Source organism: Actinopolyspora mzabensis, assembly GCF_900101095.1.
Classification (GTDB): domain Bacteria; phylum Actinomycetota; class Actinomycetes; order Mycobacteriales; family Pseudonocardiaceae; genus Actinopolyspora; species Actinopolyspora mzabensis.
This window is the reverse complement of sequence record NZ_FNFM01000007.1, coordinates 36,670-49,993: the sequence shown is the minus strand read 5'-3', so window position 1 is coordinate 49,993 and position 13,324 is coordinate 36,670. Positions and strand designations below refer to the sequence as shown.

Here is a 13,324-nt window from a genome sequence, read left to right as displayed (position 1 = left end):
TGTTTTTTCTGTCATCCCGCTGACCTGAGTAAATTTTCAGGTTTATCGCGGCCACTGTCTCCCGCGGTGTTTTTCCATCCTTTCGGGTTACTTTTGGTTTACTCCGAGTACACATTTCTCCGGTAATATCGGAAATGTCCGTGTCGGGCGGCGGGCCGACACGTTCGGGCGGTAGTCGGAGGTGGCAGTGTCGAAGGTGGCAGTGTCGGGGGTGACAGTGAAAGCCGGGATGAATTCGGCGCTGCGGGCGGCGTTGTTCCTGCTGTTCGCTGTGGTCCTCGTCGTGCTTTCCCCGCTGCACGCCGCCGGTGCCGCGACACAGGTCGGCAGAGCCGTCTCGGGGGAGTACAAAACCGAGCAGAGCGCTCCCTGCGAGAGCGAGAAACTCCGCAAACGCCCCAGCGTGGCCGAATTCGGCAGAAGGATCGGGCGGCGCTCCGAGCGGTCGTGCAGCAGACGGAACCGCACAACTCTTCCCGGTAGGCAGCGCTTCGACTCCGGGGAAGACGCCAGAAACTCACTCGATGCGCTCGACTCGAGTGTGAAGTGCAGATCAGCCCATTCACAGGCGAGACTCCAGGTCTACCGCAGGTGATTCGTCAACCGATTCGGTTCGACGGGGACCTGCGCCGCTCGCGAGGTCCCTCACCTCGTCTTCGCGGCAGCGACGGTTGGAGTCGGGTTCACGTTCGGTTCGACGACTACCAGGTCGAGCTGTAGCACGATCCGGTCCACAGGGCACAACGCTCACGGGTCTCCTCACCGAATTCTTCTCGCATCGACGCGAGTCCGTTGGAAATCCATTCCGAGCAGCCGTCCGAGACGCGGGTTCTTTCGATTCCGCTCCACGCCGGGAGAAAGCGTGCTCCGGAGGAACCAGCAGCGGTACGGACGGTGCGCCGAACGAGTAATCCGAATACCCGATCGGATCTCCGGAGCGGATTCCCACTCGTACCAGCGGCACATTTCGACTGATGACCCTTGCCGGCCCACGTGTGTCCGGTCGCGGACACGGGCCTGTCGACTCTCACGGAGTGAATCGTGACCACACAACTCGAATCGACCCCGCCCACGCGGTCGGGCTCTCTCGGCGAACACATCCGCCGGAACAAATCGGTGTTCGGCTTCGACCTGGGTGCTTCGCTCGTGGTCTTCCTGGTGGCGTTACCACTGTGCGTGGGAATCGCCGTCGCTTCCGGCGTGCCCGCCGAACTGGGCATCGTCACCGGCATCGTCGGTGGCATCGTCGTCGGGTGCATGCCCGGCAGCACCATGCAGGTCAGCGGCCCCGCGGCGGGCTTGACCGTGCTGGTCGCCGCCACGATCGCCGACCACGGTCTCGCCGCGTTGGGAGTGGTAGTGCTCGGGGCGGGGCTGCTGCAGATCGCGATGGGGCTGACCGGCATCGGGACCTGGTTCCGCGCGATCTCGCCCTCGGTGGTGCAAGGGCTGCTGGCGGGGATCGGGCTCGTACTGATCCTCGGCCAGATCTACCCGATCGGGGGGCTGGACCAGCCCTCGCACACCGGTGCCAAGTTCGCCGGGCTGCCCGAACTGTTCCGAGCCGCGTTCACCACCCCCGCGGGGCGGGCCGGGGTCGCCATCGCCGTGGTGACGCTGCTCACCATGGCGATGTGGGCTCGGTTGCCCCAGCGCTTCCGGACCGTTCCCGCACCCCTGGTGGGAGTCACCGTCGCGGCGGCGCTCACCTACGTGTTCGGACTCCCGCTGGAGACCATCCGGGTCGGTTCGCTGCTGGGAACCATCAATGTCGTCACTCCCGGTGACTTCGGCGCGGTTACCAGCTTCGCAGTGCTCGGGTCGATTCTGACCTTCGCGCTGATCGCCTCCGCGGAGAGCCTGTTCAGCGCGGCTGCGGTGGACCGGATGCACGACGGCCCCAAGACCCGCTACAACGCCGAGCTGGTGGCACAGGGCACCGGGAACGCGGTCTGCGGAGTGCTCGGCGCGCTGCCGATGACCGCGGTGATCGTACGCAGTACCGCCAACGTGCACGCGGGAGCGCGGACCAAACTCTCCCGGGTGCTGCACGGGTGCTGGCTCCTGCTGTTCGTGATGCTGCTTCCCCAGCTGCTCTCCTTCATCCCGCTGGCCACGCTCGGAGCGCTGTTGGTGCACGCGGGATGGAAACTGCTCGGGGTACGCCAGGTCGCCAACCTGATCCGGGAACAGCGTTCGGAGGCGTTCATCCTGCTGCTGACGGCTGGGACGATCCTGGCCACCGACCTGCTGATCGGTGTGCTCACCGGTATCGCGGCCGCGGTGATCAAGACCGCGTGGGAGGTTTCCGGACTTTCCGTGGAGATCGAGCACGACGAGAACCATGCCCGGGTGCGGTTGCACGGCAACGCCACGTTCCTGCGGTTGCCGCAGCTGCAGGACAGGCTGGAGCAACTGCCGCACACCAGTAGTGCTCATGTCGACATGACACCGCTGCGGCATCTGGACCGAGCCTGCCACCAGACCATCGAGCACTGGGCGGAGCAGCGGCGCAAGAACTCCTGCGCCGTGGAGCTGGCCATGCCGGGCGCACGCTGACAGCGAGATCCGCTGGAGGTGAGGAGCTCCCGCGCCGTCCCGCACCACCGGTGCCGCACGGCGCGGGTAGCGTCGGGAACGTGACTGATGGTCTGTTCGACAACGGTTCGTTCCACAGCGGTTCGTTCCACAGCGGTCTGCTCAACGGTGGCCTGTTCGGTGCTGATGCCGAGGACCGTGCCGAACAGCGACTCGCCGAGAACGCGCCGCTGGCGGTACGGATGCGTCCCCGAACGCTCGACGAAGTCATCGGGCAGGACCATCTCCTCGGCTCCGGAGCGCCGCTGCGCCGTCTCGTGGAGGGGGCGGCACCCGCTTCGGTGCTGCTGCACGGGCCGCCCGGCACCGGCAAGACCACGTTGGCCGGGCTGGTCTCCCAGGCCACCGGACGTCGTTTCGTGGCGCTGTCCGCGCTCTCGGCGGGTGTCAAAGAGGTGCGCGGGGTGATCGAGGAGGCACGGCGCAGGCTCGGGCACTCGGGTGAGGCCACCGTGCTGTTCATCGACGAGGTGCACCGTTTCTCCAAGACACAGCAGGATGCGCTGCTGTCCGCGGTCGAGGACCGCACCGTGCTGCTGGTGGCCGCCACCACGGAGAACCCCTCGTTCTCCGTGGTCTCACCGCTGCTTTCGCGTTCGCTGATGCTGCAACTGCGACCGCTCGGTGAACAGGAGGTCAGACAGCTGGTGCTCCGCGCCGTCGGTGAACAGCGCGGGCTGGACGGCGAGTTCCGCTTGGACGAGGAGGCCGAACAGCACCTGGTGGCGCTGGCGGGGGGAGACGCGCGCCGCGCGCTGACGGCACTGGAGGCCGCTTCCGAAGCGGCGGCCGCCACCGGCTCGACCACCATCGACCTCGCCACCGTCGAGGCCACGGTGGACAAGGCGGCCGTGCGCTACGACCGTGACGGTGACCAGCACTACGATGTCGCCAGCGCGTTCATCAAATCCATCCGGGGTTCGGACGTGGACGCCGCGCTGCACTATCTGGCCAGGATGATCGAGGCGGGCGAGGACCCACGATTCATCGCCCGCAGGCTCGTGGTGCACGCCAGCGAGGATGTCGGCATGGCCGACCCCACCGCGATGCAGAGCGCCGTGGCCACCGCCCAGGCGGTGCAGTTCATCGGCATGCCGGAGGGCAGGCTGGCGCTGGCCCAGACCACGGTGCATCTGGCCACCGCCCCCAAGTCCAACGCCGTGATCACGGCCATCGACGCAGCGCTGACCGATGTCCGTGCGGGCAGGGCCGGAACCGTGCCCGCGCATCTGCGGGACGGGCACTACGCGGGAGCCGAGCGGCAGGGGAACGCCATCGGGTACCGCTATCCGCACGATCGCCCGGAAGGGGTGCTCGAACAGCAGTATCCGCCCGACTCGCTGGTCGGCAGGAACTACTACGAGCCCCACGGGCGCGGTGCGGAACGAACCCTGGCGGAACGGTTGCCGAAACTGCGCAACATCGTCCGAGGGGACCGCCAGTAGTTCCCGGACGAAGTCACCGGCCTTTCCCGTGGTGGTTCGCGACTGTCCCCCGAAACGTCGGCTTCGGAGCTGCTTTCGGGTAACGTGCCGATTCGGCCGGACAAGCCACGAGTCGACGCCCCGACCGTCGCTACGGCCGGGGTCGGAAGGGACGGATGAGTGAGTTCTCGGATCCTGGTCACCCGCACGATTCCCGAGTCGGCGCTGCGACTGCTGGAGTCGGTGGGTGATGTCCGACTCTGCAGCCAGAGCCGAGCGATGACCCCGGCGGAGCTGCACGAGGCCGTGCACGGTGCCGAGGCGGTGGTCACCATGCTGCACGACCGGATCGACGGCGAGGTCCTCGACGCCGCGGGGCCGTCGCTGCGGGTGGTCGCCAATGTCGCGGTGGGCTACGACAACGTCGACGTGCCCGCACTGGACCGACGTGGGGTGCTGCTTACCAACACGCCCGGTGTGCTCACCGATGCCACGGCGGATCTGACGTTCGGACTGTTGCTGATGACCACCCGCAGGCTCGCGGAGGGGGAACGGTTGATCCGCTCGGGTGCCCCCTGGGAGTGGAACTTCTCGTTCATGCTGGGCAGCGGGCTGCAGGGCAAGACGTTGGGCGTAGTCGGGATGGGCCAGATCGGCCGTGCCGTGGCACGCAGAGCACGTGCCTTCGGCATGGAGGTCGTCTACACCGCTCGGAACCGCGTGGAGCCCGAGGTCGAGCGCGAGCTGGACGCGAGCTTTCTGCCGCTTCCGCAGCTGCTGCGGGACTCGGACGTGGTGTCGCCGCACTGCCCGCTGACCGAATCGACCAGGCACCTGATCGACGGTGCGGCCCTGTCCGCCATGAAGTCCTCGGCGGTGCTGCTCAACACCAGTCGTGGTGCCGTGGTCGACGAACGTGCGTTGGCACGCGCTCTCCGGGACGGCACCATCGGCGGAGCAGGACTGGACGTGTTCGAGAACGAGCCCGCGGTGGACCCGGAGCTGCTCGACCTGGACAACGTGGTCATGGTGCCCCACCTGGGGTCGGCCACCACCGAGACGCGTACGGCGATGGCCGAGTTGGCCGCTCGCAACGTGATCGGCGTGCTGGACGGCAGCGGCCCGGTTTCGCCGGTCAACGGTTGAGCCCGCATTCGGAACCGCAGCGGAGAACCGGAAGCGCGGGGCTCGCGCCGGGACACGGTTCCGCCCCGCGTCAACCGCGGCGGAACCGTCCGCTCGCGCGTTCGCCCACCACCCCCGCGGCCGCGGCGAGCGCGGGGAGCAGTATCCCGAGCAGCACCCACACCGGGCTCGGCAGCAACATCCAGTGGTCGATCCGCAGCCCGAGGAACTCCTCCATCGGAGCACGCAACACCAGGGCCCCCGGGATTCCCAACGCGGTCGCGGGGACCGCTCCGGCGAGTGCGACGGCCGCTGCCGTCGTCGTCCGGTGCTCGAACCGCTCTCGGGAGCCGTTCCGCCTGGCGGTGAGCACCCCGAACAGCGCCGCGCCGCCCAGCAGCCCGCCGAGCGCGATGTAGCGCCAAGTGTGCACTGTGGCGATCATTTTCTGCTCCCGCAGCGGCATCCGGAAGGCCCCGAGCCCCATATCACGAAGTCGGGAAGCCACCGCCCTCGGTTCGTGCGGCTCGTCGACCAGCACGCCTACCCGTTCGGCGTTACTGCTCTCGCGTAGCTGGGAAACGGTTTTGCCTTCGGCCGCCGCGGCCACTCGGACGGCGGTAGCCGGCGCGAGATAGGCGGTCTGCGGCCCGTCCGCGTGCCATCGGTGATCGTAGGTGGCGATCACCTCGAGCTCGATGATCGCCGAGTTCGTACGGATCGGTCGCGAGTCCTCCGCGGCCTCTTCGATTCCCGTCTCCGAGCCCGGGGGTGCCGGGAGCTCGTCGCGGTAGCTGAAGCTCAACGTGCGCCCGAGGTAACGGGTGAAGTCCACTCCCTGACTCCGGGCGGGGAGCACCACCTGGCCGGGGAGCACACCCTCGGCCACCGAGCCCCCCGTGATCGGAGGGGGGACGTAGCTTCCCCAGGAATGCGTGGCCAGCGAGAGCCGCGGCATGTCGGTGCCCACCGGCGTCCGTATCGCCGACGGGTAGTCCGCGACCGCGTACTCCACCCCGGGAACGGAACGGATCAACTCCATCCGTTCGTCGTCGAGGATCCCGAACGTGCCCTTGCTGTCCAACGAGGAGATCACGATGCGCTGCGCGCCGTCGGCACGGAGCACGTCGCGCGCCGTGGCGGTCTGTATGCCGCCGCTGACTCCGGCCAGCGTGCTGAACAGAAACGTGAAAACCAGCGTCACCAGCAGCGGCGTGCGGCTGGTGAACCCTGCCCTCAGTGCGGCCGATACGGCCCGCTTGCGCATTCGACGCGTCCCCTCGTGCTCGTCCGGCAGGAGCCCAACCCGGCCGGGAGAGCAATCTATCGTGCGGGTCGCGCGCTTTCGCACCGACCACCCGTGCCGCGCCGTATCCCCGTGTCCAAAGCCGCACACGTGGCGGTGACCGCGACGCGATAGCCTGGCCGCGATCATCGCCGCCGTTTCGAGTGCCTCGTCACGGTGGCCGCACGAATCGGCTGGAAATCGGGAGGACACGTGACGCCCACCGAGATCGCCGCGCTGATCGCAGCAGGTGCTTTCGTGCTGCTGGTCGTGCTGCTGGCGATCCCGTTGGTCAAGCTCGGCCGCACCCTGGACGAGGCGACCAACGCGATCCGCAAGGCGCAGGAGAACTCCGACCCGCTGTTCACCGGGGCGAACACGACGTTGGACCACGTGAACACGCAGTTGGAACGTGTCGACGGCATCACGGCCAACGCCCAGTCGGTCTCCAGCAATGTGTCGGCACTTTCTTCGCTGTTCACGGCTACACTGGGAAGTCCGCTGGTGAAGTCAGCCGCCTTCACCTACGGCGTGCGGAAAGCCCTGCGCGCCCGCCGAAAGCGCGAAGAACAGGCCGCGGGCAAGCATTCCCGCAGGCGCAAGGGGGGTCGTAAGTGAGCCGTTTGTTCTGGCTCGGCGCCGGTGTCGCCGCGGGCGTGGCGTTGAGCCGCAAGGTCAATCGGACCGCGCGAAAGGCCACCCCGGCGGGTGTGGCCGATCAGCTGGGCGACGCCGTCCGGGAGCTGGCGGAAGCGGTCGGCTCGTTCGGAGCGGATGTGCGCGCGGGCATGACCGAACGCGAACTCGAGCTCCACGAGGACGTGGCCGAGCGCACCGGTATCGTCACCGGAGGCCGTGAGCAGCGGACCATTACGCTGCCGGACAATGGGAACCGGCAGGTGACACGGATGGCGGGAACGCTGGAGGAGACCGGATCGCAGGGCCGGCGAGCTCGCAGGGCGGGGCGCTGACGTTCGTCGCGAGTCTCCGCTCACGCCGACCGGTGTTCCGCCTGCTCCGTGCCGGTAGCCCGCATCCGCGTAGAAGGACTTCATCGTGCAGACCCACGAGATAAACAACCGTTTCACCGAGCATTTTCGGGGCCGGGGGCACACCGTCGTACCCAGCGCCTCACTGATCCTGGACGATCCCAACCTGTTGTTCGTCAACGCCGGGATGGTGCAGTTCAAGCCCTATTTCCTCGGTGACGCGCCCGCTCCCTACCCGCGTGCCACGAGCATCCAGAAGTGCGTGCGGACCGCCGACATCGACGAGGTCGGCAAGACCACGAGGCACAACACCTTCTTCCAGATGGCAGGCAACTTCTCCTTCGGGGACTACTTCAAGGAGGGGGCCATCGAGCACGCCTGGAGCCTGGTGACCAATTCGCGGGACTCCGGTGGATTCGGCTTCGACCCCGACCGCATCTGGGTGACCGTCTACGAGCACGATCCGGAGGCCGAGCAGCTCTGGCAGCGGATCAGCGGGCTGCCCCCGGAACGGATCCAGCGCAGGGACGCGCACGACAACTACTGGGACATGGGTGTTCCCGGCCCCGGTGGTCCCTGCTCGGAGATCTACTACGACCGTGGTCCCGAGTACGGCAAGGAGGGCGGGCCCGTCGTCGACGAGGACCGCTACATCGAGATATGGAACCTGGTGTTCATGCAGGACATCAGGGGGGAGGGCAGCCCCAAGGATGGGTACCCGGTCCTGGGTGAGCTTCCCACCAAGAACATCGACACCGGTATGGGCGTCGAACGGGTCGCCTGTCTGCTGCAGGGCGTGGAGAACGTCTACGAGACCGACCTGGTGCGCCCCGTGATCGCCAAGGCCGAGGAGTTCTCGGGCAAGCGCTATGGCGAGGAACACGCCGACGACGTGCGGTTCAGGGTGATCGCCGACCACATGCGCTCCGGCATGATGCTGGTCTCCGACGGTGTCACCCCCAGCAACGAGACCCGGGGTTACGTGCTGCGGCGGCTGCTGCGTCGCGTCGTGCGCTCCACCCGGCTGTTGGGCGTGCACGAACCGGTGCTTGGAGAGTTCACCAAGGTGGTGCGGGACGCGATGTCGCCGGGCTACCCCGAACTCGCCGGTGATTTCGACCGCATCGACTCGGTGATCCGCAACGAGGAGGAAGCCTTCCTCGGCACCCTGTCGGCCGGTTCCAAGATCTTCGACACGGCGGTGGAGCGCACCCGGGAACAGGGGGCCGCCCAGCTGCCGGGTTCGAAGGCGTTCCAGCTGCACGACACCTACGGCTTCCCGATCGACCTGACGCTGGAGATGGCGGCCGAGCGCGGACTCTCGGTCGACGAGCAGGGTTTCCGCGAGCTCATGGAGCAGCAGCGGCAGCGCGCCAAGGAGGACGCGCGCTCCCGCAAGACCGCGCACGGCGACCTGTCCACCTACCGCACCCTGCTCGACGAGCACGGTGCGACCGAGTTCATCGGCTACACCGATCTGAGCTCCACCAGCCGGGTGCTCGGGCTGCTGCGGGACGGTGCTCCGGTGCCGGTCGCGGGCGAGGGAAGTCGGGTGGAACTGGTTCTCGACCGCACCCCGTTCTACGCCGAGGGAGGTGGCCAGATCGCCGACACCGGCAAGCTGGTCGGTCCCGGTGTGGAGCTGGAGGTCACCGATGTGCAGCAGGCGGTTCCCGGCCTCTCCGTGCACCGCGCCAAGGTGCTGGGCGGTGAGGTCGCGGTCGACACCCGGCTGGAGGCCGGTGTCGACGCGGAACGCAGGCACGCCATCGCCCGTTCCCACTCCGCCACCCACCTGGTGCACGCGGCCGTGCGCAACGCCTACGGCAAGCGTGCCGCGCAGGCCGGTTCGCTGAACTCCCCCGGCCGGATGCGGTTCGACTTCACCGCTCCCTCCGCCGTCTCCTCCGACGTGCTCGGCGGTGTCGAGGAGGAGGTCAACGAGTACCTGCAGGAGGATGTCGAGGTCGATTCCTACACCACCTCGATGGACCGGGCCATGGAGCTCGGCGCCGTCGCACTGTTCGGTGAGAAGTACGGCGACCGGGTCCGCGTGATCGACATGGGCGACTACTCCAGGGAGCTGTGCGGCGGTACCCACGTGGGCAGCATCGGGCAGCTCGGTGTGGTCAAGCTGGTCAACGACTCCTCGGTCGGTTCCGGGGTGCACCGCGTCGAGGCCCTGGTCGGCATGGACGCGATGCGCTACATCAACAAGGAGCACATGCTCGTCAACGAACTCGCGGACAGGTTCAAGGTCAAGACCGAGGACCTGCCCGAGCGCATCGACAGCATGGTCACCCGACTCCGGGATGCCGAGAAGGAACTCAAGCAGCTGCGGGTGGCCAAGGTGCTGCAGTCGGCGGGCGAACTCGCCGGTGGTGCCGTCGACATCGACGGCGTCAGCCTGGTGGCGGTCCGGGTCGCCGACGGCGTGGACGGCAACTCGTTGCGGGCCCTGTCGGGCGAGGTTCGCGGTAAACTGGGCTCCCGTCCTTCGGTCGTGGCGCTGTTCTCGGCCGACCCGGACACCGGCAAGGTCGGTTTCGTCGTCGCGGCCAGCCCGGGCGCCCAGGATCGGGGTGTGGCAGCGGGCGAGTTGGTGCCCTCCTTCGCCGCGCACATCGGCGGCCGGGGCGGCGGAAAGGCCGAGATGGCCCAGGGCGGGGGATCCGATCCCTCGGGCATCGACACCGCGATCGAAGCGTTGCGCAAGGAGCTGGAGCAGGTGGTGGCACGGGCGTGAACCCCGAACGCTCCGAAACCGAGCCGAACCGGGGCGGTTCCGGCCGAGACCGCAAGGACCCGGGCCCCGGCAGGCGCATCTGCGTGGACGTGGGCCAGGCACGGGTGGGTGTCGCGGTCAGTGACCCGGCGCCCATCCTCGCCAGCCCGCTCACGACGCTCAAGCGGGACAAGTCCCGCAAGTCCGATCTCGACGAGCTGGCCGAGCTGGTGCGCGAGTACGAGGTCGTCGAGATAGTGGTCGGTCTGCCGGTCACCCTGGCGGGCAGGCACGGCCCAGCGGCCGACATGGCGCGTTCCTATTCCGACGCGCTCAACGCCAGGACCGGCGATGTTCCGGTGCGGCTCAGTGACGAACGACTCACCACCGTGACGGCCACCAAGGTGCTGTCCGATCGCGGGATCCGTGGTAGGCGTCAACGGGACGTGGTGGATCAGGCCGCCGCGGTCGAGATCCTGCAGTCCTGGCTCGACGCACGCGGCCGGAGCGAATGAGAGGACCCCGGCGTGAACGATGATCTCGGTCTGTTCACCGATGACGCTGGAGACGCACCACGTGGCGGCCGTGCGGCGGAGCGGGAACGGCTGCACCGTCGACGACGTCGACGCATCGTCACGGCGTGCTCCGGAATACTGGTACTGCTGATCGTCGCCGGCGGTGCCGGCTACGGCGTGCTGCAGTTGCTGCGGCTCGGCAGCTACGAGGACTACGAGGGGAGCGGCAACGGGCAGGTCGTCGTCGAGATCCGGCCCGGTGAAACCACCAGTGCCATCGCGGGCACTCTCTCGGAGCGGGACGTGGTGGCCTCCGCCGCCGCGTTCATCCGTGCCGCCGAGGGAAACAGTGAGATCAAGGGCATCCAGCCGGGCTTCTACCTGATGCGCTCCGAGATGTCCGGGGAGGCGGCCGTCGAGCGCATCGTCTCCGACGAGGCCAGGGCGGGCATGGTGGAGGTCCGCGGTGGGATGCAGCTCGCCGATCACAACCTTCCGGACGGGAAGGTGAAGGAGGGCATCCTCACCCGGTTGGCCGCGGCCACCTGCACCGGGGACGGGAGTTCTCAAGGGTGTATCAGCAAGGAGCGCTTGACCCGTGCCGCCACCGAGACCCCGGCTGCCGAACTCGGACTCCCCGAGTGGGCCGCCGACGCGATCTCGGACGTTCCCCACCCGAGGCGACGCCTCGAGGGGCTCCTGCTGCCGGGGATCTACCACGTCCAACCCAACGCCGATCCCGTCGAGGTGCTGCGTTCGGTGCTGTCGGACTCCTTCGACAAGCTGCGTGCCGTGGGGCTGTCGAATCTGGCCTCGGACTCCGGCCACTCGCGCTACGAACTGCTGCGGATCGCTTCCCTGGTGCAGAGCGAGGGCATCACCGAGGACTTCGGCAAGGTGGCACGTGTGATCGAGAACCGGCTGGCCATAGACATGCGGCTCGAGCTCGATTCGACGATCAACTACGTCGTCGAGGACCCGCAGCTCTACACCGACGACGAGGACAGGGCCAAGGAAGGCCCGTACAACACCTACAACAGGACCGGGCTGCCGCCCACACCGATCTCCGTGCCCAGCACGGCGGCGATCAAGGCGGCCGCCAACCCCGCCGAGGGGGACTGGAAGTACTTCGTCAAATGCCGCCAGGACGGCACCTCGTGCTTCTCCAAGACCTTCGAGCAGCACAAACAGGCTCAGCAGAAGGCCGACCGCAACGGGGTGTGACGTTCGTCCGCGAAAGCGGTCCCGAAACGTCGTACGAGAGTCCGGTTTCGAAAGGGAGCTTCCGGGATGTCCGCTCAGTCACCCGATGCGGTGGAGTCTCGTGCGGTGAGAGCCGGGGTGGTGGGGTCTCCCGTGGAGCACTCGCTCTCCCCGGTGCTGCACGGATCCGCCTACGCGGCTCTGGGGCTGCACGACTGGTCGTACCAGCGCATCGAACGGGACGCCGAGGGGTTGCGGACGCTGGTGGGTGAGCTCGATGCCGACTGGCGCGGGCTGTCGGTGACCATGCCGGGCAAGCACGCGGCGCTGGAGCTGGCCTCGGAGGCCAGTGAGCGCGCCGTCGCGGTCGGTGCCGCCAACACGCTGGTCCGGCGTTCCGACGGTGCGTGGTACGCGGACTGCACCGATGTCGACGGCATCACCGGGGCGCTGCGTGCGGCCTGCGGGTTCCCCGGTGCGGCCGGCACGGGGGAGCGCACCGGGCTGGTGCTGGGTGCCGGTGGCACTGCCCTGGCCGTACTCGCCGCGTTCGCCGAGCTGGGGGTGCGTACCGCGACCCTGGCGGTACGCGACCCCGACCGGGCCGGGTCCGCGCTGGCCACGGCCGAGCGCGTCGGTGTGCGGGCCGGGAGCCGGGAACTGGGATCGCTGGATCTGGCGAGGGCCGCCGCGACGGCCGATGTGGTGGTGTCCACCCTGCCCGCCGGAGCGGTGGATGACCGCGTTCGTGAGCTGGCGGCGGCTGGCCGGGTGCTGGACGTGGTTTACCACCCCTGGCCCACGCCGCTGGCAGCCGCCGTGCACGCGGCGGGCGGGCGATTGGCGACCGGGCTCGACATGCTGTTGCACCAGTCGTTCGGCCAGGTCGAATTGTTCACGGGGAAACCGGCTCCGCGCCCGGCGATGCGGGACGCGCTGTCCGAGGCCACCGGCGGGATGGTGCCGCTCCCGCTGCTCTGAGCGGGGCGGGTGGTTCGTCGCGGTGAACATGCCGGGGTGGCCCGGTCGTCTTGGTGCCGCGAGGTTTCGCACGAACGTGGGCCGGTCCCCTGGGGCAGGGAACCGGCCCACGGTTGCACCACTCACGCGATCGGCGCCGCCGCGCGAGGTTCCGCCAAGCGGCCCACTACGGAGACCGAGCCACTACGGTTTCCATCAAGAGCCGTCCAGCTCGCTGTTGACGAGCTCGGCGATCCGATCCAGCGCGTCGTCGGCCCCCTCACCGTCGGCGGCGAGCACGACTTCGTCGCCGTACGCGGCTCCCAGGGTCATCAACCCCAGGACGCTGGCGGCCTCCACCGGGTCCGTCTCCTGCTTGCGGATGGTGATCTTCACCGACTGCGCGGCCGCTTCCTTGGCCAGCATGGCCGCGGGCCGGGCGTGCAGACCGACCTTGCTCGCGACGGTGACGTGTCGTTCAGGCATCTCCTCGTCCGTTC

Annotated in this window: 12 protein-coding genes; 10 read left to right on the top strand and 2 right to left on the bottom strand. The window is 68.3% G+C overall.

The window, feature by feature from the left end; translation table 11 throughout:
* Positions 1 to 187 precede the first annotated feature (187 nt).
* The 4 genes from BLR41_RS12810 (at position 188) to BLR41_RS12795 (ending at position 5,168) form a co-directional block, all read left to right on the top strand.
* Positions 188 to 595 (top strand): hypothetical protein, encoded by a 408-nt coding sequence (locus BLR41_RS12810; protein ID WP_143013070.1) that lies wholly within the window; start codon positions 188 to 190, stop codon positions 593 to 595.
* 446 nt (positions 596 to 1,041) lie between these two features.
* Positions 1,042 to 2,559 (top strand): SulP family inorganic anion transporter, encoded by a 1,518-nt coding sequence (locus BLR41_RS12805; protein ID WP_092628471.1) that lies wholly within the window; start codon positions 1,042 to 1,044, stop codon positions 2,557 to 2,559.
* Positions 2,560 to 2,639: 80 nt separating this feature from the next.
* Complete coding sequence (locus BLR41_RS12800) at positions 2,640 to 4,043, top strand: replication-associated recombination protein A (RefSeq protein WP_092628745.1); 1,404 nt, start codon at positions 2,640 to 2,642, stop codon at positions 4,041 to 4,043.
* 159 nt (positions 4,044 to 4,202) lie between these two features.
* Positions 4,203 to 5,168 (top strand): 2-hydroxyacid dehydrogenase, encoded by a 966-nt coding sequence (locus BLR41_RS12795; protein WP_092628469.1) that lies wholly within the window; start codon positions 4,203 to 4,205, stop codon positions 5,166 to 5,168.
* A 70-nt stretch (positions 5,169 to 5,238) separates the two neighbouring features.
* Here the strand turns inward: BLR41_RS12795 and BLR41_RS12790 are convergent, their stop codons facing one another.
* Positions 5,239 to 6,414, bottom strand: coding sequence for a hypothetical protein (locus BLR41_RS12790; protein ID WP_092628468.1), 1,176 nt, complete (start codon positions 6,412 to 6,414; stop codon positions 5,239 to 5,241).
* A 231-nt stretch (positions 6,415 to 6,645) separates the two neighbouring features.
* On the opposite strand from BLR41_RS12790, the gene BLR41_RS12785 reads away from it, so the two are divergent.
* The 6 genes from BLR41_RS12785 (at position 6,646) to BLR41_RS12760 (ending at position 12,845) form a co-directional block, all read left to right on the top strand.
* Positions 6,646 to 7,050: a DUF948 domain-containing protein gene (locus BLR41_RS12785; RefSeq protein WP_092628466.1), complete on the top strand. Its 405-nt coding sequence runs from the start codon at positions 6,646 to 6,648 to the stop codon at positions 7,048 to 7,050.
* Entirely contained in the window at positions 7,047 to 7,403 is a 357-nt protein-coding gene (locus tag BLR41_RS12780) for a hypothetical protein (RefSeq protein WP_092628465.1), read from the top strand. The genes BLR41_RS12785 and BLR41_RS12780 overlap by 4 nt, the downstream gene beginning before the upstream one ends.
* Before the next feature lie 85 nt (positions 7,404 to 7,488).
* Positions 7,489 to 10,167, top strand: a complete 2,679-nt coding sequence (gene alaS, locus BLR41_RS12775) for an alanine--tRNA ligase (protein ID WP_092628464.1) — start codon at positions 7,489 to 7,491, stop codon at positions 10,165 to 10,167.
* Positions 10,164 to 10,661 carry a Holliday junction resolvase RuvX gene (ruvX, locus tag BLR41_RS12770; protein ID WP_092628463.1) on the top strand — a complete coding sequence of 166 codons (498 nt, stop codon included), beginning with the start codon at positions 10,164 to 10,166 and terminating at the stop codon, positions 10,659 to 10,661. Before alaS ends, ruvX begins: the two co-directional genes overlap by 4 nt.
* A gap of 12 nt (positions 10,662 to 10,673) precedes the next feature.
* Positions 10,674 to 11,885, top strand: a complete 1,212-nt coding sequence (mltG, locus tag BLR41_RS12765; RefSeq protein WP_092628461.1) for an endolytic transglycosylase MltG — start codon at positions 10,674 to 10,676, stop codon at positions 11,883 to 11,885.
* 66 nt (positions 11,886 to 11,951) lie between these two features.
* The gene (locus BLR41_RS12760; RefSeq protein ID WP_092628460.1) at positions 11,952 to 12,845 is read left to right on the top strand and encodes a shikimate dehydrogenase; all 894 of its coding nucleotides are present in this window, start codon (positions 11,952 to 11,954) and stop codon (positions 12,843 to 12,845) included.
* 195 nt (positions 12,846 to 13,040) lie between these two features.
* Here the strand turns inward: BLR41_RS12760 and BLR41_RS12755 are convergent, their stop codons facing one another.
* Positions 13,041 to 13,310 (bottom strand): HPr family phosphocarrier protein, encoded by a 270-nt coding sequence (locus tag BLR41_RS12755; RefSeq protein ID WP_092628459.1) that lies wholly within the window; start codon positions 13,308 to 13,310, stop codon positions 13,041 to 13,043.
* Between the last annotated feature and the right edge of the window lie 14 nt (positions 13,311 to 13,324).

Excerpts from the sequence above, each read along its gene's own strand:
- BLR41_RS12790 (WP_092628468.1), bottom strand. The coding sequence starts at position 6,414 with ATGCGCAAGCGGGCCGTATCGGCCGCACTGAGGGCAGGGTTCACCAGC.
- BLR41_RS12755 (WP_092628459.1), bottom strand. The coding sequence starts at position 13,310 with ATGCCTGAACGACACGTCACCGTCGCGAGCAAGGTCGGTCTGCACGCC.
- BLR41_RS12760 (WP_092628460.1), top strand. The coding sequence starts at position 11,952 with ATGTCCGCTCAGTCACCCGATGCGGTGGAGTCTCGTGCGGTGAGAGCC.